Genomic DNA, 24,484 nt, shown 5'->3' with positions numbered 1-24,484 from the left:
CCGGCGCCTCAGATGACCTTCAGCCGCACCAGCGCCCCCAGCGTCACCGCCCCCGGCAGCAGCGGCAGCCACACGGTGATGATCCGGTAGGCGAGGACCACCGCCGTGGCCGGCGCCGCCGGGCCGCCCACCGCGACCAGGGCCACGATCAGCGCCGCCTCCACGGAACCGAGCCCGCCGGGGGTGGGCACCAGGGCCACCGCGACCGTCGCCGCGAGATAGGCGAGCGCCGTGTGGGCGGGCGGCACCGGCAGCCCCAGCGCCCGGCCGACCGCGGCCAGCCCGGCCGCCTGGAGCGCGGGGAAGGCCAGCGAGCCGCCCCACAGCGCCAGCGCCCGGGCGGGCCGGGCGTGCACCGACCGCGCCTCGCCCAGGGCCTCCCGTACGAAGGACCGCACCCGCGCGCGCAGCGGCCGTACCAGGGCCAGGCCGGTGGCCGCCAGGAGCAGCAGGCCCGCGGCGACCGGCAGCACCCGCGCCGGGTGGTCCGGCAGCAGTGCCCCGGGCCGCAGCGCGCCCGGGAAGGCGATCAGCAGCGCGGCCAGCAGTCCGAGCCGGCCCACGGACTCGGCCAGCAGATACAGGGCGAGCGCGGCCGAGGACCGGGCGAGCGGCACTCCGCACACGGTCATGAAGCGCAGGTTCACGGCGCCCGCGCCGAGCCCCGTGGGCAGCAGGTGGTTGGCGGCGGCCGCCGCGAACTGGGTGGCGAGCAGCCGGCCCTTCGGCAGCGGCTGCACCACCGCGCCCTGCCGGGTGACGGCCGCGGCCACCCAGGTCAGACAGGTGGCGCCGGCCGCGACGAGCAGCCACGGCCAGGACGCGGTGCGCAGCTGGCCGAAGCCCTCGGCGAGCAGGGCGCGGTGCCGTACGGCGGCCACGGCGACCAGCGCGAGCGGCACCAGGCAGAGCACCCGGCGGACGGGGACGCGGCGGGGGATCGTCACGGCACCCGAGGATGGCCGCGCCGTCCGAACCCCGGGTGAAAAACCGCCGACCTTGACCTCAACGAAGCTTGAGGTCCTACCGTCGTCGGCATGAGCATGGAGACCACCGCCTGGACGCAGCTGCACAGCGTGATGAACGCGCAGTCCCAGCGTCGCCCGTTCGCCCGCGCCACGCTGCGCCGGATCGCCGCCTTCGCCCGCCCGCACCGCGCCGGCATCGCCCGGTTCGTGCTGATCGGGGTGGTGACCGCGCTGCTCGCCGTCGCCACCCCCGTGCTCGCCGGACGCGTCGTCGACGCGATCGTGGCGGGGCACGACTCCGCCCGAGTGATCCGGCTCTCCCTGCTCATCGCGCTCGTCGCGCTCGCCGAGGCGGGGCTCGGCATCCTCGGCCGGCGCCTGTCGGCGACGCTCGGGGAGGGACTCATCCTCGACCTCAGAACGGCTGTGTTCGATCATGTGCAGCGCATGCCTGTCGCGTTCTTCACACGTACCCGTACGGGAGCGCTGGTCAGCCGGCTCAACAACGACGTGATCGGCGCCCAGCGGGCCTTCGCCAACACCCTGTCCGGCGTCGTCAGCAACCTCGTCACGCTGCTGCTCACGCTCGCCGTCATGCTGACCCTGTCCTGGCAGATCACCCTGCTCGCGCTGGTACTGCTGCCGGTGTTCGTGCTGCCCGCCCGCCGCATGGGCAGCCGGATGGCCCGGATGCAGCGGGAGGCGGCGGCCCTGAACGCGGCCATGGGCACCCGGATGACCGAACGGTTCTCCGCCCCCGGCGCCACCCTGGTCAAGCTGTTCGGCCGCCCGGAGCAGGAGTCCGCGGAGTTCGCCGCCCGCGCCGCCCGGGTCCGGGACATCGGCGTCCGCACCGCCACCGCCCAGTCCGTCTTCATCACCTCCCTCACCCTGGTCTCCGCGCTCGCCCTGGCCCTCGTCTACGGCCTCGGCGGCTGGTTCGCCCTGCACGACACCCTGGAGCCCGGCGCGGTCGTCTCCCTCGCCCTGCTGCTGACCCGGCTGTACGCCCCGCTGACCGCGCTCGCCGGGGCCCGGGTCGAGGTGATGAGCGCGCTCGTCAGCTTCGAGCGGGTCTTCGAGGTGCTGGACCTGAGGCCCCTCATCGAGGAGAAGCCGGACGCCCGCGAGGTCCCCGAGGGCCCGGTCGCCGTCGAGTTCGACGCCGTCCGCTTCGCCTACCCGGCCGCCGACCAGGTCTCCCTCGCCTCCCTGGAGGAGGTCGCCGCGCTCGACACCCGCGGCGGCACCGAGGTGCTGCACGGCATCTCCTTCCGCGCCGAACCCGGGCAGACCGTCGCCCTCGTCGGCTCCTCCGGCGCCGGCAAGTCCACCATCGCCCAGCTGCTGCCGCGCCTGTACGACGTCGACTCCGGCGCGGTCCGTATCGGCGGGGTCGACGTCCGCGACCTCACCTCCGCCTCGCTGCGCGCCACCCTCGGCATGGTCACCCAGGACGGCCACCTCTTCCACGACACCGTCCGCGCCAACCTGCTGCTGGCCCGCCCCGACGCCACCGACGAGGAGCTGTGGGACGCCCTCGGCCGGGCCCGGCTCACCGATGTCGTACGCGCCCTGCCCGACGGCCTGGACACGGTCGTCGGCGAGCGCGGCTACCGGCTCTCCGGCGGCGAACGCCAGCGCATGACCATCGCCCGGCTGCTGCTGGCCCGCCAGCGCGTGGTCATCCTGGACGAGGCCACCGCCCACCTGGACAACACCTCCGAGGCGGCCGTGCAGGAGGCGCTCGCCGAGGCGCTCCAGGGCCGTACCGCCGTCGTCATCGCCCACCGCCTGTCCACCGTCCGCGCCGCCGACCAGATCCTCGTCGTGGAGTCCGGCCGCATCGTGGAGCGCGGCACCCACGACGAGCTGCTGGCGGCCCAGGGACGCTACGCCGAGCTGCACCGGACCCAGTTCGCGACCCGCGGCGAACCGGCGGCGGCGATGGCACCGCCGGCCGGCTGAGCGGTAGTGGCCCAGCTCCGGCGGGACGGGTGGCGCGGGGGCGACCGGTTACGCGGCGGGACGTGTGAGGCGGGGGCGACTGGATACGCGGTGGGAACGGCAGCATCGTCCGTCCGGAAGGTCATCCCCGCCCATGACCAGCGCATCCCACCACTCCGAGGTCACCCTCCGGGTCAACGGCAAACCCCACACCCTGCGCGTCGACAACCGGCGCGTCCTGCTGGACCTCCTGCGTGAGGACCTGGACCTCACCGGTTCCAAGAAGGGCTGCGACCACGGCCAGTGCGGCGCCTGCACCGTGCTGGCCGACGGCCGCCGCGTCAACAGCTGTCTGCTGCTCGCGGTCACCCTCGACGGCAGCGAGATCACCACCGTCGAGGGCCTCGGCGGCGACGGCGAGGAACCGCACCCGCTCCAGCGGGCCTTCCTGGACCGCGACGCCTTCCAGTGCGGCTACTGCACCCCCGGCCAGCTCTGCTCCGCCGTGGGCCTGCTCGCCGAGGCCGCGGCCGGCCACCCCTCCCACGTCACCGACCCCGCCGCCCCCTCCGGCCGGCCCGTCCCGCTGGACCGGACCGAGATCCGCGAGCGGATGAGCGGCAACCTCTGCCGCTGCGGCGCCTACCCCCGCATCGTCGGGGCGATCGAGGACGTGATCGAGTGAACGGCTTCGGATACCTGCGCCCCGGCACCCTCCAGGAGGCCGCCGAGGCCTACGCCGCCCACCCCGGCGCCCGCTACCTGGCCGGCGGCACCAACCTGGTCGACCTGGTCAAACTCGGCGTGGAACAACCCACCGTCCTCATCGACGTGGGCCGGCTGCCGCTGGACACCATCGAGGAACTGCCCGACGGCTCGCTGCGCGCCGGCGCCACCGTCCGCAACAGCGACCTCGCCGCCGACCCGCGCGTGCGCGACCGCTGGCCCGCCCTGTCCCAGGCCCTCCTCTCGGGCGCCTCCGCCCAGCTGCGCAACGTCGCCACCACCGGCGGCAACCTCCTCCAGCGCACCCGCTGCCCCTACTTCCAGGACCTGGACAAGCCCTGCAACAAGCGGGAACCGGGCAGCGGCTGCGGCGCCCGCGACGGCGTCCACCGCGACCACGCCGTCCTCGGCCACTCCGCGCGCTGCATCGCCACCCACCCCTCCGACATGGCCGTCGCCCTCGCCGCCCTCGACGCCCAGGTGGAGCTGTACGGCCCCGAGGGCACCCGCCGGCTGCCCGTGGCCGACTTCCACCGGCTGCCCGGCGAACACCCCGAACGGGACACCTGGATCCGCCCCGGCGAACTGATCACCGCCGTGCTGCTCCCGGCCGCCACCGCCGGCGTGCCCTCCGCCTACCGCAAGGCCCGGGACCGGGCGTCGTACGCCTTCGCCCTCGCCTCCGTCGCCGTCGCGCTGCGCGTCGCGGACGGGATCGTCGACCAGGTGGGCATCGCCTTCGGCGGGCTCGCCCACCGCCCCTGGCGGGCCCGGCACACCGAACTCGCCCTGCTCGGCGCCCCCGCCACACCGGACGCCTTCGAAGGAGCCGTCGCCCTCGAACTCGCGCACGCCGAGCCGCTGCGGGACAACGCCTACAAGGTGTCCCTCGCCCGCAACCTCGCCCTGGACGTCCTGAACCGTCTCGCCCCGGCCACCGCGACGGCCTGAGCCGACCGAGGAGGACCCCCATGACCGGTACGACCGGCACCGCCCTGGGTGCCCCCGCCGAGCGCCGCGAAGGACGCCAGAAGGTCACCGGCGCCGCCCGCTACGCGGCCGAGTACACCCTGCCCGGCCGCGCCCACGCCTGGCCCGTGCCCGCCGCGATCGCCCACGGCCGGGTCACCTCCGTCGACACCTCCGCGGCCCTCGCCCTGCCCGGCGTCCTCGCCGTCCTCACCCCCGGCGACGCCCCCCGGCTCGCCGAACCCGAGGACCACACCCTCGCCCTGCTGCAGAACCCGAAGGTGCCGCACCGCGGCTGGTGCGTGGCCCTGGCGGTCGCCGACACCCTGGAGACGGCACGCGCCGCCGCCCGCGCGGTCCGCGTCCACTACGCCCCCGAACCCCACGACGTCACCCTCGTCCCCGGTCACCCGGACGCCTACGAACCCGAGGAGGCCGGCGGCCAGCCCGGCCGGCTGGAACAGGGCGACCCGGCGGCCGCCTACGCCGCCGCCGAGGTCCGCCTCGACGTCACCTACCGGGTGCCGCCGCTGCACAACCACCCCATGGAACCGCACGCCAGCACCGCCCACTGGGACGGCGACCGGCTCACCGTGTACACCTCCAGCCAGGGCGGCAGCACCGTGCGGTCCGTGCTCGCCGGGATGTTCGAACTGCCCGAGGACCACGTCACCGCCGTCACCGAACACGTCGGCGGCGGCTTCGGCTCCAAGGGCACCCCCCGCCCCGACGTCGTCCTCGCCGCCCTGGCCGCCCGCCGCACCGGCCGCCCCGTCACCGTCGCCTACCCCCGCCGCCACCTGCCCACCACCGTCGGCCACCGCGCCCCCACCGTGCAGCGGCTGCGGCTCGGCGCCCGCCCCGACGGCCGGCTCACCGCCCTGCTGCACGAGGTCACCACCCACACCAGCCGGGTGCGCGAGTTCGTCGAACAGGCCGCGCTGCCCTCCCGCGTCATGTACGCCACCCCGGCCCTGCTCAGCACCCACCGGGTGACCGCGCTCGACGTCCCCAGCCCGTCCTGGATGCGCGCCCCCGGCGAGGCACCCGGCATGTACGCCCTGGAGTCGGCCATGGACGAACTCGCCGACGCCCTCGGCATCGACCCGGTGGAGCTGCGCCTGCGCAACGAACCCGACCGGGAGCCCGGCAGCGGCAAACCCTTCAGCAGCCGCAGCCTCGTCGCCTGCCTGCGCGAGGGCGCCCGCCGCTTCGACTGGGACGGACGCGACCCGCGCCCCGGGACGCGCCGCGAAGGCCCGTGGCTGACCGGCACCGGAGTGGCCGCGGCCACCTACCCGGCCGCCGCCCAGCCGTCCGCCGCGGCGGCCCGCGCACTGCCCGACGGCACCTTCACCATCCGGATCAACGCCACCGACATCGGCACCGGCGCCCGTACCGTCCTCGCCCAGATCGCCGCCGACACGCTCGGCGCGCCCCTGGACCGGGTCCGCGTCGAGATCGGGCACAGCGACCTGCCGTACGCCTGGCTGGCCGGCGGCTCCATGGGCACCGCCTCCTGGGGCTGGCCCGTCCACGACGCCTGCGCCGAACTCGCCTCCCGGCTGGCCGCCCACCCCGGACCGCTGCCCGCCGAGGGCATCGAGACCCGCGCCGACACCACCGGGAAGGCCGACGCCGACAGCCCTTACGCCAAGCACGCGTTCGGCGCCCACTTCGCCGAGGTCGCCGTCGACACCGTCACCGGCGAGCTCCGGGTCCGCCGGCTGCTCGGCGTCTACGCCGCCGGCCGCATCCTCAACGCCCGCACCGCCCGCTCCCAGTTCACCGGCGCCATGGTCATGGGCCTCGGCATGGCCCTGACCGAACACAGCACCCTGGACCCGGCGTTCGGTGACTTCCCCGAGGCCGACCTCGCCTCCTACCACGTGCCCGTGCACGCCGACGTCCCCGACATCGAGGCCCACTGGATCGAGGAGGACGACCCCCACCTCAACCCCATGGGCAGCAAGGGCATCGGCGAGATCGGCATCGTCGGCACCGCCGCCGCCCTCGGCAACGCCGTCCACCACGCCACCGGCATCCGCTTCCGCGAACTCCCCCTCACCCCCGACCGGATCCTGGCCGGCCTGCTGTCCGAGGGGTGACGGTGACCGGGCCCACCTGGGAGTACGACGGCTACCGGCCCGGCGAGGAACGCCTGCGGGAATCCCTGTGCACCCTCGGCAACGGCTACTTCGCCACCCGCGGCGCGCTGCCCGAGTGCACCGCCGACGACATCCACTACCCCGGCACCTACGCGGCCGGCTGCTACAACCGCCTCACCTCCGAGGTCGCCGGGCGCCGGGTCGAGAACGAGGACATGGTCAACCTCCCCAACTGGCTGCCCCTGCGCTTCCGGCCGGCCGGCGGCGACTGGCTCACCCCGGACACCACCCCCGTCACCGAGCACCACCAGGTCCTCCACCTCGACCCCGGGACCCTGGAGCGCCGCACCCGCTACCCGCTCGGCGGCGGCGCGAGCCTGCTCGTCCGGCAGGTGCGCCTGGTGCACCTGGCCGACCCCCATCTCGCCGCGCTGCGCTGCGAGTTCACCGCCGAGGGCGGACCCCTCGACCTGGACGTGGAGGCCGCCCTCGACGGGCGCGTCACCAACTCCGGCGTCGCCCGCTACCGGGAGCTGGACGGCCGGCACCTCACCCGGGTCGAAGCCGGCGCCGCCGCCCCCGGCACGGTCTGGCTGCGCTGCCACACCCGCACCTCCGACATCGGCTTCGGCCTGGCCGCCCGGCTCACCGCGCAGGCCCCGGTCCAGCACGCCGCCGAGGACCGCCGCGCCGTGCAGCGGCTGACGCTGCGCCTGCCGCCCGGCCGGACCGCCACCGTGGACAAGACCGTCGCCCTGCACACCTCCCGCGACCCGGCCATCAGCGACCCGCTGTGCGCGGCCCTCGACCGCACCGCCGGCGCGCCCCCGTTCGAGACGCTGCTGGAGGCCCACCGCACCGCCTGGCAGCAGCTGTGGCGGCGCACCGCGCTCGACGTGCCCGGCGAGGCGGGCAGCATCCTGCGCCTGCACCTGTTCCACGTGCTGCAGACCCTCTCCCCGCACACCGCCGACCTGGACGTGGGCGTACCCGCCCGGGGACTGCACGGCGAGGCCTACCGGGGCCATGTCTTCTGGGACGAACTCTTCGTCCTGCCCTACCTGAACCTGCACCTGCCCGAGGTCTCCCGGGCCCTGCTGCGCTACCGCCACCGCCGGCTGGACGCCGCCTGCCACGCCGCCACCGCGCTCGGCCGGCGCGGCGCGCTCTACCCCTGGCAGAGCGGCAGCGACGGCCGCGAGGAGACCCAGCAACTGCACCTCAACCCGCGCTCCGGCCGCTGGCTGCCCGACCACTCCCGGCTCCAGCACCACGTCGGCTCCGCCGTGGCGTACAACATCTGGCAGTACTGCGAGGCGACCGGCGACACCGATTTCCGGCACGGCGAGGGCGCCGAGATGCTGCTCCAGATCGCCCGCTTCTGGGCGGACTCGGCCGTCTGGGACGACCACCTCGGCCGCTACCGCATCCGGGGCGTGGTCGGCCCCGACGAGTACCACGACGCCTACCCCGGCGCCGCCCGCCCCGGCCTGGACGACAACGCCTACACCAATGTCACCGCCGCCTGGGTGCTCGGCCGCGCCCTGGAACTGCTGGCCGGCCTGCCCGAACCGCGCCGCCGCGAACTGACCGAGTACTCCGGCCTCGCCGAGGACGAGCCCGCCCGCTGGGAGCAGGTCTCGCGACGGCTGCACATCCCCTTCCACGACGGCGTGATCAGCCAGTTCGACGGCTACGCCGACCTGGCCGAACTCGACTGGGACGGCTACCGCAAGCGGTACGACGACATCCGGCGCCTGGACCGGATCCTGGAGGCCGAGGGCGACACCGTCAACCGCTACAAGGCGTCCAAGCAGGCCGACGTCCTGATGCTCGGCTACCTCTTCTCGCCCGGCGAACTGCGCGGCCTGTTCCAGAGCCTGGGGCACCGGCTGGACGAGCACACCTGGACCGCGACCGTCGACCACTATCTGCACCGCACCAGCCACGGCTCCACCCTCAGCGGCCTGGTCCACGGCTGGATCCTGGCCCGCGCCCGCCGCGCCGACGCCTGGCGGTTCGTCCAGGAGGCGCTGCGCGGCGACATCGCCGACCTCCAGGGCGGCACCACCGGCGAGGGCGTCCACCTCGGCGCGATGGCCGGCACCCTCGACCTCGTCCAGCGCGGACTGACCGGCCTGGAGACCCGCGGCGGCCTGTGCCTGGACCCCGTCCCGCTGCCCGAGCTGTCCTCCTACGGCTTCTCCCTGCGCTACCACGGCCACTGGGGCGTACGGCTGCGGCTGCGCAGCGGCCTGCTGGAGATCGCCGTACCGGCCTCCGACCGCTCACCCATCGACATCCGGCTGCGCGACCGGGTGGTGCCGGTCGGCCCGGGGGAGACGGCCCGGCTGGTACTGCCGGACTGAGCCGCTCCGGGCGCGTCCGGCTCGACAATCCCGGACGGAGCAGTAGATTTCCAGCCACCGTTTCGACAGGCCGCCCGGCAGCCGGGGGCACAGGACGAGCCAGACGGGGGCACCCGATGAGCCAGCACGACGGGACCGTGCTCCGCGGCTTCCGCACCGGTGACGGACCGGGCGTGGTGGAGGCGTGGCGCCGCAGCGCGCCGGCCGACCCCCTCACCCCCGACCGGTTCCGCGCCCTGGTCCTGCTGGACGCCAACTTCGACCCGGAAGGACTCCGGGTCGCCGTGACCGGCGGCCGGGTCGTCGGCGCCGCCTACGCCGTGCGCCGGCTGGTCCCGCAGACCGGCACCGACCTGGAGCCCGAGCAGGGCTGGATCCCGTTCTTCTTCGTCGACCCCGCCGCCCGCGGACGCGGCCTCGGCCGACGGCTGCTCACCGACGCCCTCGACTGGCTGCACGGCCACGGCCGCACCCGGGTCGACTTCGCGTCGTACACCCCGAACTACCTGCTGCCCGGCCTGGACACCGGCACCTACCCGGAAGGGGCCGGGCTCCTCGCCTCGCTGGGTTTCCACACGCTGTACGAGGCGGCGGCGATGGACCGCGGCCTGGTCGGCTACCGCCTCCCGGACGGGATCGCCCGCCGCCAGGACGACCTGACGGCCCGCGGCTACCGGTTCACCACCCCGGCCGACGACGACCTGGTGGACCTCATCGCGCTCGCCGGCGGCCACTTCCACGCCGACTGGGCCCGCGCGATCCGCGAATGCTGCGCCGCGGGCACCCCACTGGACCGGATCGTCTTCGCCCGCGACCCCTCGGGCCGGCCGGCCGGCTGGGCGATGCACGGGGCGTACGAGGGAGCCGTCGAGCGGTTCGGTCCCTTCGGGGTGCGCGAGGACCTGCGTGGCACCGGCGTCGGCAAGGTCCTCCTCCACCTGGTCCTGGAACGGATGCGGGCGCGCGGCGCGCACGGCGCCTGGTTCCTTTGGACCGGCGAGGACTCCCCGGCGGGCCACCTGTACCGCTCGGCCGGCTTCACCACGACCCGGGTGTTCCGCGTACTGCGCCGCGAGGCCGCCCGGTGACGCCGAGCCGCCGTCACTTCGCGCTCGCCCTGCCCTCGGCGCTGCTCGCCGCCGGCTGTGCCGCCCCGCACCGGGGCACCGGGCGGCCCGGCGACCCCATCGTCCTCACCCTGCTGTCCCACTACGCGAGCGGCACCCTCCGCCAGGCCCTCCAGGGACCGGTCGACGAGTGGAACGCCACCCACGACCGGGTCAAGGTCCGCACCAAGGCCGTCGAGTTCACCGACCTGCTGACCACGTTCATGGTCCGGCAGGCCGCGGGCCAGGGCGCCGACATCCTCCACCCCTACTGCCTGTGGAACGGCCAGCTGGTGCGGGCCGGAGTGCTGCGGCCCGCGCCGCCCGAGCACGCCGAGCGGATCCGGCGCGACTGGGGCGAGGCCGCCGTCGGCGCCGTCACGGTGGACGGCACGGTCTACGGCTACCCCACCGAGGCCCAGACGTACGCCCTCTACTACAACCGGCGGCTGCTGCGCGAGGCCGGCGTCGACGGCCCGCCCGCCACCTGGCCGGAGCTGGAGGAGGCCGCCTACCGCACCACCCGCCGCGACCGGTACGGCAACCCCCTCGTCCAGGGGTTCGGGCTGTCGGCGAACGACGACGCCACCACCGTCGGCCAGACCCTCGCCCTGCTGCACGCCGCCGGCGGACGCTTCGTCACCCCCGACGGCAGGTCCACCGCCATCGACTCGCCGGCCGGCCGCGCCGTGCTCGCCCTCGAACACCGGCTCGTCACCCGCGGGGCGAGCGCCCCCGCCGTCAACGTCTACCAGGCCTTCCCGTCCGGGCGGGTGGCCATGGTGGTCGGCGCAGGCTGGTGGACCGGCAGCCTTCGGCCCCTGATGGGCGGCGACTACCGGGACGTCGGCGTCGCCCCCGTGCCCGCGCCCGCGCCGGGCGCCCGGCCCGCCACCCTCGCCACCGGCTTCATGCTGGGCGTCAACACGGCCAGCCGGCACCCGCGCGAGGCCTGGGAGTTCCTGCGCTGGCTCAACGCCGACCGGGTGACCACGCCGAAGGGCGCCGCGGCCACCCGAATGAGCCGCCTCCAGGTGTCCGTCGGCACGCTCACCGCCCGCGCCGACGACATGCGCGCGCTCCTCGGCACGGGCGGCGACCCGAACCTGCGCCCGTTCCTGGACGCCCTGGACCACGCCGTGCCGGAGCCGAACGGGCCGGGCGCGGCCCGGGCCAAGACACTGCTGCGCAAGAACATCGAGGCGCTGTGGACCGGCCGGCAGTCGGTCGAGGAGACGCTGCGCACCATCCGCCGCCAGGTCGACCAGGAGGTGTCCCGGCCATGGTGAACGTCCTGACCCCGCAGACGCCCGAGCGGGCACCGGACCCGCTGCCGGGCGCGCCCGCCCGGCACGGCCGCCGCCGGGGCCGGCACCGCGAGACGGCCGTCGCCTACCTCTTCCTGGCCCCGGCGCTGCTGTTCTTCGCGGTCTTCCTGCTCCTGCCGCTCGGCTTCGCGCTGCTGCTGTCGGTCTCCCGCTGGACCGGCTTCGACCTCGGCGCGATCGAACCGGTGGGCCCCGACAACTTCGCCGCCCTGTTCGCCGACGGGTCGACGTTCCTGGTGCCGGTCCTCACCAACACGCTGCTGTTCGCGCTGGGCACCGTGGCGCTGGCCCTCACCGGCTCGGTGGTCGTCGCCACGTGCGTCGACCGGCTGCGGTTCCAGGGGCTGTGGCGCACCCTGTACTTCCTGCCGATCGTCACGACCGTCGTCGCCGTCGGCAACGTCTGGAAGTACATGTACGAGCCGGGCGGCCTGGCCAACGGCGTCCTCAACGCCCTCGGGCTCGGATCGGTGGCGTTCCTCCAGGACCCGGACACCGCGCTGCCCTCGGTCGTCGTCGTCCAGGCCTGGGCCTCGCTCGGCTCGGCGATCCTCGTGCTGACCGCCGGGCTGAAGTCCGTCCCCGCCTCCTACCACGAGGCCGCCGCGTTGGACGGCGCCGGGCCCGGCACCGTCTTCTGGCGGATCACCCTGCCGCTGCTGCGGCCGTCCCTGCTGTTCGTGTGCGTCACCCAGTTCCTCACCGGCCTGCAGTCCTTCGCGCTGATCACCGTGATGACCAGGGGCGGCCCGGGCGACGCCACCAACGTGGCCGCGCTGGAGATGTACCGGCGGGCCTTCGACCACGGCGACTGGGGCACGGCCAGCGCCGCCGCGTTCGTGCTGTTCGCCGTGGTCCTCGTGGTCACCCTGGCCCAGTTGTGGGTCTTCCGCCGGGCGGGGGAGGACGCGTGAGGCCGCGCCGCTTCCCCTGGCTGTCGTACCTGGTCGTGGCGACCGGCGCCCTGCTCACGGTGGTGCCGTTCCTGGACATGGTGATGACGTCCTTCAAGGGGCCCGGCGAGGCGGGCACGCTGCCGTACCGCTTCTGGCCGAAGGCGTTCGCGCTGTCCAACTACCGCGCGGCCATCAGTCAGTTGAACCTTCCGGTGCTCTTCCGCAACAGCGTCGTCGTCACCACCGTGATCACCGCGTCGGTGCTGCTCACCTCCTCGCTCGCGGGCTACGCGCTGGCCAGACTCCGCTTCCCCGGACGGGACCTCGTCTTCCGGCTGGTGCTGGCGACCATGATGTTCCCGCCGTTCCTCTTCCTCATTCCGCGCTTCCTGATCCTGGTGCACTGGCCGCTGGCGGGCGGCAACGACCTGCTCGGGCGCGGCGGCGCGGGCCTGACCGTCAGCATCGCGGCCCTCGCCGTGCCGTTCCTGGTCAACGGCTTCGGGATCTTCCTGACCCGCCAGTTCATGCTGTCCCTGCCCGACGAGGTCCTGGAGGCCGCCCGCATCGACGGGGCCGGCGAGTTCACGGTGTGGTGGCGGATCGTGGTCCCGCAGACCAAGCCGGTCCTGGTCACCCTCGGGCTGCTGACCTTCGTCGACGCCTGGAACGAGTACATCTGGGCGCTGCTCGTCTCCACCGCCAACCCGGACCTGATGACCCTGCCGGTCGGCGTCCAGCTGCTGCGCGACCACGTCGACCCGGCCCGTACGATGCCCGTCGTCATGGCCGGACTCGTGCTGAGCGTCCTGCCGGTGCTGGTGCTGTTCCTGCTGCTGCAGAAGCACTACATCCGCGGCGTCATGCTCAGCGGCCTCAAGTGACGATGGGCGCCCCGCGGGCATTACGGCCCGGACACACCGCCGTCCGCGATCTCGACGCCGGTGACCGGCCGGTCCACCATGGGGGACCGGTCGAGGACGAGAGGAGCTGTGCGCACATGGGGGTGAGCGACGCGCCCTTGCGCGTCCTGGCCGTGGACGACGAACGACCCGCGCTCGACGAACTGCTGTACCTGCTGGGCGAGGACCCCCGGGTCGGCACGGCCGTGCCCGCGCGGGACGCCACCGAGGCGCTGCGCCGGCTGGACGACGCCCTCACCCGGGACCCGGACGGCCCCGAGGGCTTCGACGTCGTCTTCCTCGACATCGGCATGCCCGGCCTGAGCGGCCTCGAACTGGCCCGCACCCTCGGCGGGTCCACCGCACCACCGCTGATCGTCTTCGTCACCGCTTACGAGGACTTCGCCGTGCGCGCCTTCGACCTCAAGGCGGTGGACTACCTGCTCAAACCGCTGCGCAAGGAGCGCTTCGCCGAGGCCGTGCGGCGCGTCGCCGAACTGGTCCGGGCCGGTCAGGGCCCCCGCCCCGCCGGACCCCCGGCGCCCGCGCCCACCGTGCCCGGCACCGGCGGCCACGTACCCGTGGAACTCGGCGGGGTGACCCGGTTCGTGCCCCTCGCCGACATCACCCATGTCGAGGCGCAGGGCGACTACGCGCGGCTGCACACCGGCGAGGGCAGCCATCTGGTGCGGATCCCGCTGTCCACCCTGGAGGAACAGTGGCGCGCGCACGGCTTCGTACGGATCCACCGCAGCCGGCTGGTCGCCCTCGGCCGGATCGAGGAACTGCGGGTGGAGGGCGGCAATCTGACGGTCCGGATCGGTGACCGGACGCTCGCCGTCAGCCGCCGCAACGCCCGCGACCTGCGCGACCTGCTGACCGGCCGCGCGACGGGCCGGGCACGCTGAGCCGAGCCGTCGGCCACCGGCCCGGGCACGCCGAGCGGAGCCCTCAACCGCCTTTCCGGGGTGTTAGGTTGGGCCCATGGACGCAGGCAACCTCGCCCGGGCCGGGACGGACGGGCCCCCGGCGCTCCCCGCGCGGCACGGCACGTTCTCCGTCGACAAGGACTTCACGGTGCCCCGCGCCGAGGTCTTCCGCGGCTTCGCCGAACCCTCCCTGCGCCGCCGCTGGTTCCGGCTCCCCGGCCCCTCGGGCACCGCCGTACACGACCTGGACTTCCGGGTCGGCGGCGGCGAGAGCGCCGGCAATGTCTTCGTCGCCGGTGACACCGAGGAACGCCTCGCCTACCGCTCCCGCTTCCTGGACATCGTCCCGGACACCCGCATCGTGTACGTCTACGAGGCCGAGGTCGACGGCGCCCGCCGCTGGATCTCCCTCGTCACCGTCGAACTCTCCGACGATCCCGCCGGCTGCCGTCTGACCTGGACCGAGCAGTACACCTGGCTCGTGCCCACCGGCGACGGCGAGCAGGACGCCGCCCATCTGCGCGGCGGCACCCGTCTGCTGCTCAACGGCCTGTCCACAGTGGTGAACCCGGACCGCCACGCCGGCCTCGTGCGCCGTCCCGCGTCGTAGGCGCCGCGCCGGTTCACATCCGGACGCGCAGATGGCGGGGGCCGCGCAGCATGGCGTTCTGCCGGTACGGCGGGTCCTCGGCCGGCTCTGCCCCCTCCAGCCGGGGCAGCAGCGCGCCCAGCGCGGTCTGGGCCTCGATACGGGCCAGCGGTGCGCCGTAGCACAGGTGGATGCCGCTGCCGAAGCCCAGGTGCTCGTTGTCCGGACGGTCGGGCACGAACCGGTCCGGCTCGGGAAAGCGCAGCGGGTCGCGGTTGCCGGAGGCCAGCGCCAGCATCACGGAGGTGCCCGCGGGGATCGTGGTGCCGGCCACCTCGATGTCCACCAGGGGCACCCGCTCGCGCAGATGGACCGGCGGCTCGTAGCGCAGCAGCTCCTCCACCGCGAGCGGCAGCAGGCCCGGCTCCCGGCGCAGCCGCTGAAGGTGCTCCGGGCCGCGCAGCAGGGTCAGCACCCCGTTGGTGATCAGGTTCACCGTGGTCTCGTGCCCGGCGATGAGCAACAGCGCGGCGGTCACCGCGAGTTCCTGCGGGCTGAGCCGCAGCGACGGGTCGGGTTCGTTGACGAAGGCGGAGAGCATGTCGTCCGCGGGCCGGCCGCGCCGCCGCTCGGCGAGGTCCAGCAGGTACTCCCGCAGTTCGGCGCCGGCCCGGTCGCCGGCCCGCTCCACCTCGGTGGTGTCCTCGCCCGGCCGGATGTCGGCCGTTGCCACCAGCGCGTCGGACCAGGCGCGGAACCGCGGCTCGTCCTCGCGCGGCACGCCGAGCAGCCGGCAGATCACGATGACGGGCAGCGGGTAGGCGAAGTCGTCCACGATGTCGACCGGCCGGTCCGCCGGGAGGTCCGCGAGCAACTCCTCGGTGATCCGGGCGATCTCCCCGCGCATGGCGTCGACCCGGTGCGGGCTGTGCGGCGGCCCGAACGGCCGCATGGCCAGGGTGCGCAGCCGGTGGTGCTCGGGGTCGTCGAGGCGCAGGAACGACGCGTCCCGCGTCCCCTCGTACGGTGCCGGCGCGGTGCGGGACCGCTCGTCGGCGCTCATCCGGGGGTCGTGCAGCAGCGCGGCGATCTGGTGGTAGCCGCCCACCAGGAAGGTGCCGTCCTCCTGCCGCACCACCGGCCCCGCCGCCCGCAGTTCCGCGTACAGCGGATAGGGGTCGGGGCGGCTCGCGTAGTCGGTGATCCGGGCCAGCAGGGTGCCGGGGTCCATGGCGGCTCCTCGTGGTCGGGCGGGACGCGGGTCAGCCGGGCGGCTGCACCACCATCAGCCGGCGGTCGGGCAGATGACCGGTGAGCGCCACGACGGGTTCGTGGGACAGCTCCCCGGGGTCCGGCACGTCCGAGGGGACCGGGACGTCGGCCGCCAGCGCGCGGTCCGCCGCGCCGGGCGGGGGCGGGAACGGGGCGGCGGTCTCGATCAGATGCCGGTAGTGGTCGACCGACTTGGCCATGTCGACGGTGACCGCGGCGGTGACCCGCCCCCGGTAGCCGTAGACCACCGCCAGCCGGCCCGCCTCCAGCGAGCCCTGGGCGATGACGACGTGGTCGGAGTAGGTCGGCACGCCCACCGACTTGATGTTCCGCCCGAACTGGGTGGACCAGAACACCGGCAGGGACAGGTGCGGGCGGCGCAGCGGTCCGGGGCTGACCATGTTGTGGGCCGCCACCTCGGCCTGGGCGACCGCGTTCCCCCAGTGCTCCAGGGAGAGCATCTGGTAGCCGAACAGCGGGTGCGGGAACCGGGAGACGTCCCCGGCCACGAAGACGTCGTCGGTGACGATCCCGTACCGGGTGAAGGCCCGGCAGCCCGCGTCGCAGGCGATCCCGCGCGGGCCGGCCGCCAGCCCCGACTCCGCCAGCCACTCCACATTGCGCACCGCGCCCAGCGCCACCACGCACACATCCGCCTCGACGCGGGTCCCGTCGGACAGGTCCGCCCCGGCGAACCGGCCCGCGCCGTCGCCGAGCAGCGCGGTGACCGTCACCCCGCAGCGCAGGTCCACCCCGTGCTCGCGGTGCATCAGGGCCGCGAGCCGCGACAGCGTCCCGCCGAGCGCGCCCACCAGGGGAGCGGGGCCGCGTTCGGCGACCGTCACCTCCAGCCCGCGCTTGCGGCAGGCCGAGGCGATCTCCGAGCCGGTGAAACCGGCGCCGATCACCAGCACCCGCCGCGGACCGGCGGCCAGCCGCGCCGCCAGCCCCGCCGCGTCCTCGCGCGTGCGCAGGGTGAACACCCCGTCCAGGGCCGCCTGCCGGGGGTCGGGCCAGGGCCGGGCCCGGGTCCCGGTGGCGATCAGCAGCCGGTCGTACGGCAGCGACTCCCCGTCGGCCAGCAGCACCCGCCGGGCCAGCGGGTCCAGCCCGGTGGCGGCCACCCCGAGACGCCACTCGGCGTCCGGGTCCCGGCGCACCGGCAACCCCGTGCTGTCCGCCGGGACGTCGCCGAGCAGTACCTGCTTGGACAGCGGCGGCCGGTCGTAGGGCGGATGGGGCTCGTCCCCGACCACGGTCAGCGCACCGGTGAAGCCCGCGTCGCGGAGCGTCTCCGCGGCCCGCAGCCCGGCGAGCGAGGCGCCGACGACGACGATACGGCCGTCCCGCGGATCACCCGTCACCGGCGGCCACCTCCTCGCCGACCAGGATCGCCTGCACCGGACAGGCGGCCGCGGCCTGGCGGACGCGCTCCAGCCGGTCACCGGGCACCGCCGGGGTGTAGAGCAGTCCCTCCTCCCCGTGCAACTGGAAGACCTCGGGGGCGAGGAACACACACTGCGCGTAGCCCTGGCAGCGCGTGAGATCCACCACGATCCGCATGGCCGTCGCTCTTCCCGCTCGGCTGACCGCTGACCGTCCCATCATGGGCGGGACGGCGCCCGCCCGCCACGCGAGCCCGTCGGCGGCGCGGACGGCCCTCGGCCGGCATCGGGCCGAAGACCAGTCGCCGGCCCGCGGGCCGGCAGGCGGCCCGGAGGGTCAGTCGGCGCCGGGCTGGACCAGCTTGAAGGCGAGCCGGGCACCGGCCCGGTGCACCGACCGGCGCAGGCGCGCGGTCAGGGGCCGGGCCGGGGCCGCGGGCGGCCTGGCGGCCAGCCGCGGGAAGAGCGCCTCGGCGTTGGTGCGGCTGACGGCGGTCAGGGTGTCCGGGTCGACGTGGGTGTCCAGGCCGGCGGTGAAGTACTGGCCGGCGGCGGTGGGCGCGAACGGCCAGTCGCTGCCGAACAGGACGTGCCCGGGGCGGGCGAAGCCCAGCAGGGTGGGCAGGGCCGCCGGACTGGAGGAGAGCGCGGTGTCGAAGTAGAAGGACCGGAAGTCGTCCAGCACGTCCAGCGGACAGCGCCCGGTGTCGTTGGCGATGGTGACCGCCATGCGGTGCGAGGCGTACGGCACGAAGCCGCCGCCGTGGCTCAGCACGAACCGGATGTTCGGATGGTCGCGCACGATGCCGCCCCGCACCAGGAGGTAGGCGGCGCGGGTGGTGTCGAGCAGGAAGTCGGCGGCGAACGGCGGGATGTCCTTGATCGCGGGCGCCGGCAGCTCGGCCGGGTGGACGAACACCACCGCGCCGTGCTCGTCCAGGCACCGCCACAGCGCGTCCTGGCCGGGCGCGCCGAGGTAGACGCCCTGGGTGTTGGCGAGCAGGGTGACCCCGTCCGCACCCAGCGAGAGCAGGGCCCGGCGGGCCTCGTTCACGGCGGCCTCGGCGTCCGGCATGGGCAGGGTGGCGAACCAGCCGAAGCGGCCGGGGTGGTCGGCGGCCAGGGCGGCGGAGAAGTCGTTGAGCCGCCGGGCGAGGCCGGCGGCCTCGGCCGGGTCGGTGAGGAAGCCGGTGCCGGGCGTCGAGACCGACACCATGGCCGTGGCGGTGCCCAGCAGGTCCATCGACTCCAGCGCGGCCCCGGGGTTCCAGTCGGGCAGGGCGCGGCCACCCGCCTCGGCGATGCCGGCCTGGGCGAGCAGGGCGCCGTAGAAGGGCGGTGTGACGTGCTGGTGGACGTCGATCCGGCGAAGTGCGGCGGGCATGCGGTGACCTGCTGACTCTCTCTCGGGGATGGGTTTCCGGACGGCGCGGGCGGGTGGCGGTGGTCCGCCGGACGTCATCGGCACCGGGCCGGGACGGCCGGGGTGCGCCTCGACGCGCCCGGGCGGCGACGGCGGCGGGCGCGGCGGTCGGGACGCCGGGTGATGTCCGCGGGCCGGGGTCCGGGGCGCTGCCGTAACCGGTGGGGACGTCCGGCCGGCGCCGTGGCGAGGGGCCGGGCCGTCCGTCCGCCCCGAAGCCGGGGGAGTCCGGGGTCTGCGTACGGGAACCGGTCGGCGCACGCGGGCCCGGCGGCCCCGCTCGGCCGCGGGGCGGCCTCGGCGCGTCGCCGGCCGGCCGGGGTCATCGCGCGCTCTCCGCGGCCATGCGCAGGCCCGTCTCGTACACCAGCCGGGCGTGGAACTGGAACATCTCCACCAGATCGACGCTGTCGCCGTTGAACTCCCGCTGCACGAACAGCCCGTCGGCGCCGGCGATGGCGTAGGTGGTGAGGACGCGCACCGCGTCGTCGTCCAACTGCGGCAGCACGAACCGGACGACTTCCTCGATCCGCTGCCGCGCGATGTGCCGGACCTGGAAGAACACCGTCCGGCTGCGGGGCTCCTCGGGCCGCCGCTCCAGGGCGAGCATGAGGCCGAGACGCAGGAAGTCCGGCTCGTTCACCAGGGACTTGGCCACGTTCGCCGCCATGATCACGGCCCGGTCCAGGGGAGTGCCGGCTTCCTCGCCGGGCAGCTCGACGGCCGCGAGCCAGGTCTCGAAGCTGCGCTCGATGACCGCGGCGATCAGGTCGTCCTTGTCCCTGAAGTGCCAGTAGATCGAGCTGGCCGGCAAGCCGCACCGGGCGCTGACCGCCGCGATCGACGTGCCGTCGTACCCGCGTTCGCCCGCGATGGCCACCGCCGCGTCGAGAATGCGCTGCCGCGACTCCACGCCGTTGGCGCGCTTCTTGCCACTCGTCCGCGGCCCGGTCATGCAGAAGACCCTTCCGTCGCCCCGCTCTTGACCCTGTCGAGCGCCGATCTTACCGTAATGCCTGCTCCAATTGGAGCAGGCATTACGGTAAGTCGCGGAGCCGGCGGACGGCTCACCGGACGGCCGGGCCGGTGACGGATCAGTCCTCGACCCAGCCGTGGCTCTCGCTGAACTTCACCAGGGCCGCGCGGATGCCGAGGATCTGCTCCGCGGTCAGCGACGGGCTCGCGTTCAGCAGCAGCTCCGTCACCTCGCGCCGGTACTCCGCGGCGCTGAGCACGTCGCACATCGGCTGGCCGGACTCGTCCAGCAACACCGGCCGCGACGCCGCGCCCGGCCGGCGCGGCGCGCCGGGCTCGACGCCCTCGGCGAGCCGGATGTTCGACGCCTTCGGCCCCCGCTCGCCGTCCTCCACGTCGAACTCCACGACCAGCCCCGGGCGCACGTACTCCTCGGGAATCAGCAGATCGTTCACGTGCAGGAAGACATCCTCTCCGCCGCCTTCCGGCGCGACGAACCCGTAACCGCGCGAACTGTCGAAACGGACGACACGACCCGCGACCATGCGGAACCCCCAACTCCTCGAAACCACACACCATCCGGGACCTGTCCCCGGAAACCATGTACGGATGCTAAGCCCGGTCGTCGGGCATGATCGGGGCCATGGAGCACGCACACCTGCCGACCACCGAGGCCGCGGTCACCGCGATACGCGCGCTGGCCGGGGAATTCCGGCTGTCGGTGTCGGTCACCGACGACATCGGGGCGGACCGCACATCGCGTCGTACCTCGGCCCCGCCGTTCACCGTGACCGACCCCGACGGCTCGCTGCCGCACGAGGCGTTCGTGGAGCTGGCGGGCCCGCCGTCGGTCAGCGTCCGGCTCTTCCCCGAGGACGACGCGAAGATCACCGTCGAGGGTGTGGAGTTCCACGACGTCCCCCGCGACTCCGTCCCCGCCTTCCTCCGCTCCGTCTACGGCGGCCTGGCCTTCACCAAGGGCCGCCTGTTCCCGCCCGGCCAGTGGCTCGTCGTCCCCCTCCCCGGCGACGAGACGTACAAGGAACTGATCCCGTTCTCCCTCCTGACCCCCTGGCTCGCACGGGGCACCCGTCGCTAGCGTGCCCCGGCACTCCGACTCGGGGCGCCGGGGCCAGGACCACCTCGGACCCGGTGGTGGAGGACAGGGCCCGCTCACATGCGGGCGTACGGCTGGGGTGACAGGGTCTCGAAGGGCAGGCGGACGGTGGTGGCCGTCCCGGTGTCGGCGTTGGCCGTGCGCAGGGCCGTCAGCTCCTGCGCCGTCAGCGCCCGCCGCACCAGGCGGAACTCGTCCAGGGAGCCCTTGAACCGGTCGTAGCCGTCCGGGCTGGCCCCCAGATGCAGGCCGAGCACGGCGAAGCCGTCGTCGTACGTCACCGAGCCGGCCGGGGCCGCGGCCTCGCCGGGCGGTCCGCCGTCCACCGACAGGCTCAGCTTTCCGCCCGCGCGCTGGAGCACCACATGGTGCCAGGCGCCGTCGCCGAAGGCGTAGGCCGCGCTCGGGTCGGTGGCGTGGACGAGGGTGGTGGCGGTCTCCGTCTGCAGCAGGGCGGTGAGCCGGTCCTGGCCCGGCTGGGCCCGCAGCCACAGCTGCCGTTCCGCGCCGCCGATGCCGTAGGCCCAGAAGACGACCTGGTTGGCGCTGGACTGACCGGCCGTGTAGCGCACCCAGGTCGCCACGGTGAAGTCGCGGGAACCGAGGGCCTCGTCCGCGCCGTACGGCAGCTCGACGGAGTCGTCCGTGCCGTCCAGGGCGAGTCCGGCGCCGAACCGGCCGCCGCCCGCCGAGGTCACGGGCCGGGCCCCGCCGCGTACGAAGGCGTGGTTGCAGCGCGCCGAGGAGTCCGGGGTCGCCGGGCCCGCGGCCGGCCGGGCCACCAGGTGGGCCTCGGTGTGGCCGTTCTCCATGGACCACGACAGGGCGGGCCGGTCGGCCGGGTAGCCGCCCGTGGAACCGACGACGGACTGCGCGGTCCTCGTCAGCTCGTCCGTCGTCAACGCCCTCTTGTACAGCCGGACTTCGTCCAGGGAACCGGTGAACGGGATGAAGTCGCCCGGCTTGGAGCCGACCCGCAGCCCCTGTGGTGTCGCCGTCGAGGTGAGGGCACCGGACAGCCCGGTCGCCTCGGCGGCCGTGGTTCCGTCCACGCTCAGCCGCAGCGTGCCACCGCTGCGGCTGACCGCGAGCAGGTGCCAGGCGCCGTCCCCGAAGGCGGCCGACGGGCCGGGGTCGGTCAGCGCCACCTGCGTCGCCCCCGCGGGTGTCTCGGCCCACGCGAGGAGCCGCCGCTCGGACGGCTGGGCGCGCACCCACAGCGAGGGTTCGCCGGAGACCGAGCCGTAGGCCCACAGCAGCGCGGCGTTCGCGTCGGTCTCGGTCAGGGTGTGCCGGAACCACAGGGTGTAGGTGAAGTCGCCGGAGCCCACGTCGAGGGCCGGCAGATAGGGCACCTCGACGCCGGGCCGGGACGCCGAGACGGAGATCGCGCCTCCGCCGACCCGGCCGGTCACCTCACCGGGCGGCCCGCCGAGGAGGGTGCCGTCGGCGCAGTGCCCGGAGACGTCGTCCTCGATCGCGACCGAGGTCAGCGCCGGCACATCGGCCGTGTCGATCACCTGGAACGGAAGGCGCGCACCGAGCCGGTCCTCCGCGGAAGGGGCCGAGTTCGCCGTGCGCAACTCCGCGAGCTGGGCATCGGTCAGCGCGCCGCGGTACACCCGGAACTCGTCCAGGCCGCCGCCGAAGGGGTCGCCGGCCGTGCTGTCGGGCTTGGCCCCGAGCCGGATCCCGTCGACCCCGGCGGCGCGGTCGGCGCTCACCGACCCGGCCACCCCGGTGGCCTGCGCCGAGGACGTGCCGTCCACCGAGAGCGTGATCCGGCCGCCGTCGCGCACCAGCGTCAGGTGGTGCCAGGCGTCGTCGCCGAAGGCGGCCGACGGGCCGGGGCCGGCGAGGGCGACGGAGGCGGTGCCGCCGGTGCCCTGCACCCACGCGTACAGCCGGTTCTGGCCGGGCTGGGCGCGCACCCACACCTGCGGTTTCGTCGCGCCGTACCCGTAGGCCCACATCAGCGCCCGCTGCTGGGTGTCGCCGGGCTGCGCCTTGTACTTGAAGAACACCGAGTAGGTGAAGTCGCCGTCGCCCGGGTCGATTCCCGGCGCGTAGGGCACGTCGGCGTACTCGCCCGGGGCGTCGAGAGCCAGACCTTGCTCGAAGCGGCCCGCGCCGAGCGCCGAACCCCCGGCGAGGTAGGCGTCGTTGGCGTCCGGGGTGGTGTCGGGGGTGGTGCGGCCCGCGGCCCGGGACGGCTGCGGGTGGACCGCGCCGGTGAAGGTGCCCGGCACGCCGGCCGCCGCCGGGGTGAAGCGGTTGAAGTAGATGTTGGCCGCGGAGAAGCCGTCACCGCCCTCGTAGACCAGGCCGATCTCGCCGTCGGTCAGCTCGACGAGGTCCGAGTAGCCGGCCCGCTTGGCGTTGATCTGCGCGGCGTCGTGCCAGGTGGCGCCGCGGTCCGTGGAGTAACGGATCCGCATGTTCTGCCGGTCCGTCGGGTGCGAGGGCGCCGAGAGGACGAGCGTGTCACCGGGCGTGGCCTGGTAGGTCCGCTCCAGCGCCAGGACCGACGCCTGTGCCTCGGGCGTGGTCAGCGAGGGCACGACCTGCTGCACGGGCACGCTCGCGCCCGCGTCGGTGCTGACGGCGTGCGTACGGTGCCCGGACGACGTGCCGTTGTTGTTGCGGGCGTTGATGTACACCTGGCCGTTGTCGAGTTCGGCGACGGTGGGCTCGCCCGGCGCCAGTCCGGGCCCGGAGGAGTCGGGCGTGGTGCTCGCGGACCACTGCTCGCCGTCGTCGCTGTACAGCACGCCGACGTACTCGGCGTCCCGGCCGGAGCGGGGCAGGGACTCGTACGCCCCCACCACCAGCCGGCCCGCCTTGTCGCCGTGCTTGAGCTGGATGCCGTGCGAGGGGCCGGTGCCGAACCAGCCGTCCTGCGGGTTCACCAGCCGCGGCAGCGGCTTCGGGGCGCCGAAGGTCAGCCCGTCGTCCGTGCTGCGCTGGACGTACGGCAGCCGTTTGCCGCCCGGCTCGGCCGGTTCCGCCGTGGAGAGCAGGTGGACGGCGCCGGTGCGCAGGTCGGCGACGGGAGAGGGGTTGCCGCGCGTGTAGGGCGTCTCCGGGTCGGTGTCGCTGCCGGTGAGCGCCACGCGGACGGGGCCCCAGGTACGGCCGCCGTTGGTGGAGCGGCGGACGACGATGTCGATGGCGCCCCGGTCGGCGCAGGAGGGCGAGCGCCGGGCCTCCGCGAACGCGAGGAGGGTGCCGGCCTTCGTGCGGACGACCGTGGGGATGCGGAAGCATCCGTATCCGGCGGTCCCGGAGCGGAAGAGGATCTGTTCGGTGCCGATGAGGCCGTCGGCCGACGGCTGTGTGCCGCCGGCCACGGCGGGTGGCGCGACGGCCCCGAGGAGGAGCAGGAGCAGGGGTATGAGGACGCGTATGCGTGAGCAGGACACGGCGGCGCGGACCTTTCTTGAGCGGTGCGGACCCGCGGCGGGCCCCCGACCGT

At 74.6% G+C, this 24,484-nt stretch carries 20 protein-coding genes; 12 read left to right on the top strand and 8 right to left on the bottom strand.

The annotated features are described in order from the left end of the window. Positions 1-8: 8 nt before the first annotated feature. Complete coding sequence (locus IE251_RS21675; protein WP_189754663.1) at positions 9-947, bottom strand: lysylphosphatidylglycerol synthase transmembrane domain-containing protein; 939 nt, start codon at positions 945-947, stop codon at positions 9-11. Positions 948-1,043: 96 nt separating this feature from the next. Here IE251_RS21675 and IE251_RS21670 point away from each other — a divergent pair, with 96 nt between their 5' ends. The 11 genes from IE251_RS21670 to IE251_RS21620 all read left to right on the top strand — a co-directional run bounded on the left by IE251_RS21670 (position 1,044) and on the right by IE251_RS21620 (position 14,858). Then, entirely contained in the window at positions 1,044-2,936 is a 1,893-nt protein-coding gene (locus tag IE251_RS21670) for an ABC transporter ATP-binding protein (RefSeq protein WP_189754832.1), read from the top strand. A gap of 133 nt (positions 2,937-3,069) precedes the next feature. Continuing rightward, positions 3,070-3,600 (top strand): 2Fe-2S iron-sulfur cluster-binding protein, encoded by a 531-nt coding sequence (locus IE251_RS21665; RefSeq protein WP_189754662.1) that lies wholly within the window; start codon positions 3,070-3,072, stop codon positions 3,598-3,600. Then, complete coding sequence (locus tag IE251_RS21660) at positions 3,597-4,592, top strand: FAD binding domain-containing protein (protein ID WP_189754661.1); 996 nt, start codon at positions 3,597-3,599, stop codon at positions 4,590-4,592. The genes IE251_RS21665 and IE251_RS21660 overlap by 4 nt, the downstream gene beginning before the upstream one ends. 20 nt (positions 4,593-4,612) lie before the next feature. Further along, entirely contained in the window at positions 4,613-6,718 is a 2,106-nt protein-coding gene (locus IE251_RS21655; protein ID WP_189754660.1) for a xanthine dehydrogenase family protein molybdopterin-binding subunit, read from the top strand. Beyond that, positions 6,715-9,087, top strand: a complete 2,373-nt coding sequence (locus IE251_RS21650; protein ID WP_189754659.1) for a glycoside hydrolase family 65 protein — start codon at positions 6,715-6,717, stop codon at positions 9,085-9,087. Before IE251_RS21655 ends, IE251_RS21650 begins: the two co-directional genes overlap by 4 nt. A 116-nt stretch (positions 9,088-9,203) precedes the next feature. Continuing rightward, positions 9,204-10,175, top strand: coding sequence for a GNAT family N-acetyltransferase (locus tag IE251_RS21645; protein WP_189754658.1), 972 nt, complete (start codon positions 9,204-9,206; stop codon positions 10,173-10,175). Next, positions 10,172-11,482, top strand: a complete 1,311-nt coding sequence (locus IE251_RS21640; protein ID WP_189754657.1) for an ABC transporter substrate-binding protein — start codon at positions 10,172-10,174, stop codon at positions 11,480-11,482. The genes IE251_RS21645 and IE251_RS21640 overlap by 4 nt, the downstream gene beginning before the upstream one ends. Further along, on the top strand, positions 11,476-12,435 hold the full coding sequence (locus tag IE251_RS21635) for a carbohydrate ABC transporter permease (protein WP_189754656.1): 960 nt from the start codon (positions 11,476-11,478) through the stop codon (positions 12,433-12,435). Before IE251_RS21640 ends, IE251_RS21635 begins: the two co-directional genes overlap by 7 nt. Continuing rightward, positions 12,432-13,301 (top strand): carbohydrate ABC transporter permease, encoded by an 870-nt coding sequence (locus tag IE251_RS21630; protein ID WP_189754655.1) that lies wholly within the window; start codon positions 12,432-12,434, stop codon positions 13,299-13,301. Before IE251_RS21635 ends, IE251_RS21630 begins: the two co-directional genes overlap by 4 nt. A 116-nt stretch (positions 13,302-13,417) precedes the next feature. Further along, on the top strand, positions 13,418-14,227 hold the full coding sequence (locus IE251_RS21625) for a LytR/AlgR family response regulator transcription factor (RefSeq protein WP_189754654.1): 810 nt from the start codon (positions 13,418-13,420) through the stop codon (positions 14,225-14,227). A 76-nt stretch (positions 14,228-14,303) separates the two neighbouring features. Beyond that, on the top strand, positions 14,304-14,858 hold the full coding sequence (locus tag IE251_RS21620) for an SRPBCC domain-containing protein (RefSeq protein ID WP_189754653.1): 555 nt from the start codon (positions 14,304-14,306) through the stop codon (positions 14,856-14,858). A 13-nt stretch (positions 14,859-14,871) separates the two neighbouring features. Here the strand turns inward: IE251_RS21620 and IE251_RS21615 are convergent, their stop codons facing one another. From IE251_RS21615 to IE251_RS21590, 6 genes are all read right to left on the bottom strand, one after another. Then, positions 14,872-16,068, bottom strand: a complete 1,197-nt coding sequence (locus tag IE251_RS21615) for a cytochrome P450 (RefSeq protein WP_189754652.1) — start codon at positions 16,066-16,068, stop codon at positions 14,872-14,874. Between the two features lie 31 nt (positions 16,069-16,099). Beyond that, the gene (locus IE251_RS21610) at positions 16,100-17,473 is read right to left on the bottom strand and encodes an NAD(P)/FAD-dependent oxidoreductase (protein ID WP_189754651.1); all 1,374 of its coding nucleotides are present in this window, start codon (positions 17,471-17,473) and stop codon (positions 16,100-16,102) included. Beyond that, entirely contained in the window at positions 17,463-17,672 is a 210-nt protein-coding gene (locus IE251_RS21605) for a ferredoxin (RefSeq protein ID WP_030786640.1), read from the bottom strand. Before IE251_RS21605 ends, IE251_RS21610 begins: the two co-directional genes overlap by 11 nt. Before the next feature lie 159 nt (positions 17,673-17,831). Continuing rightward, a complete protein-coding gene (locus IE251_RS21600) occupies positions 17,832-18,878 on the bottom strand; it encodes an amidohydrolase family protein (protein WP_189754650.1) in 1,047 nt (348 codons plus the stop codon). 361 nt (positions 18,879-19,239) lie between these two features. Then, positions 19,240-19,872, bottom strand: coding sequence for a TetR/AcrR family transcriptional regulator (locus IE251_RS21595; RefSeq protein WP_189754649.1), 633 nt, complete (start codon positions 19,870-19,872; stop codon positions 19,240-19,242). A 139-nt stretch (positions 19,873-20,011) separates the two neighbouring features. Next, positions 20,012-20,437, bottom strand: coding sequence for a cold-shock protein (locus tag IE251_RS21590; RefSeq protein ID WP_189754648.1), 426 nt, complete (start codon positions 20,435-20,437; stop codon positions 20,012-20,014). Positions 20,438-20,535: 98 nt separating this feature from the next. Between IE251_RS21590 and IE251_RS21585 the strand changes: the two genes are divergently transcribed. Then, the gene (locus tag IE251_RS21585) at positions 20,536-20,991 is read left to right on the top strand and encodes a hypothetical protein (protein ID WP_189754647.1); all 456 of its coding nucleotides are present in this window, start codon (positions 20,536-20,538) and stop codon (positions 20,989-20,991) included. Positions 20,992-21,065: 74 nt separating this feature from the next. On the opposite strand, the gene IE251_RS21580 is transcribed toward IE251_RS21585, so the two are convergent. Beyond that, positions 21,066-24,431, bottom strand: coding sequence for a sialidase family protein (locus IE251_RS21580; protein ID WP_189754646.1), 3,366 nt, complete (start codon positions 24,429-24,431; stop codon positions 21,066-21,068). Positions 24,432-24,484: the final 53 nt, after the last annotated feature.

Source organism: Streptomyces eurythermus (genome assembly GCF_014649115.1).
Lineage (GTDB): Bacteria > Actinomycetota > Actinomycetes > Streptomycetales > Streptomycetaceae > Streptomyces > Streptomyces eurythermus.
Note: the sequence above shows the minus strand (reverse complement) of the source record. Positions and strands in the feature narration are given on the sequence as shown.

What these genes read in the sequence shown, in the direction of transcription:
- IE251_RS21670 (WP_189754832.1), top strand. Translation starts at nt 1,044, where the DNA reads ATGGAGACCACCGCCTGGACGCAGCTGCACAGCGTGATGAACGCGCAG.
- IE251_RS21665 (WP_189754662.1), top strand. Translation starts at nt 3,070, where the DNA reads ATGACCAGCGCATCCCACCACTCCGAGGTCACCCTCCGGGTCAACGGC.
- IE251_RS21655 (WP_189754660.1), top strand. Translation starts at nt 4,613, where the DNA reads ATGACCGGTACGACCGGCACCGCCCTGGGTGCCCCCGCCGAGCGCCGC.
- IE251_RS21645 (WP_189754658.1), top strand. Translation starts at nt 9,204, where the DNA reads ATGAGCCAGCACGACGGGACCGTGCTCCGCGGCTTCCGCACCGGTGAC.
- IE251_RS21635 (WP_189754656.1), top strand. Translation starts at nt 11,476, where the DNA reads ATGGTGAACGTCCTGACCCCGCAGACGCCCGAGCGGGCACCGGACCCG.
- IE251_RS21625 (WP_189754654.1), top strand. Translation starts at nt 13,418, where the DNA reads ATGGGGGTGAGCGACGCGCCCTTGCGCGTCCTGGCCGTGGACGACGAA.
- IE251_RS21620 (WP_189754653.1), top strand. Translation starts at nt 14,304, where the DNA reads ATGGACGCAGGCAACCTCGCCCGGGCCGGGACGGACGGGCCCCCGGCG.
- IE251_RS21615 (WP_189754652.1), bottom strand. Translation starts at nt 16,068, where the DNA reads ATGGACCCCGGCACCCTGCTGGCCCGGATCACCGACTACGCGAGCCGC.
- IE251_RS21605 (WP_030786640.1), bottom strand. Translation starts at nt 17,672, where the DNA reads ATGCGGATCGTGGTGGATCTCACGCGCTGCCAGGGCTACGCGCAGTGT.
- IE251_RS21600 (WP_189754650.1), bottom strand. Translation starts at nt 18,878, where the DNA reads ATGCCCGCCGCACTTCGCCGGATCGACGTCCACCAGCACGTCACACCG.
- IE251_RS21595 (WP_189754649.1), bottom strand. Translation starts at nt 19,872, where the DNA reads ATGACCGGGCCGCGGACGAGTGGCAAGAAGCGCGCCAACGGCGTGGAG.
- IE251_RS21590 (WP_189754648.1), bottom strand. Translation starts at nt 20,437, where the DNA reads ATGGTCGCGGGTCGTGTCGTCCGTTTCGACAGTTCGCGCGGTTACGGG.
- IE251_RS21585 (WP_189754647.1), top strand. Translation starts at nt 20,536, where the DNA reads ATGGAGCACGCACACCTGCCGACCACCGAGGCCGCGGTCACCGCGATA.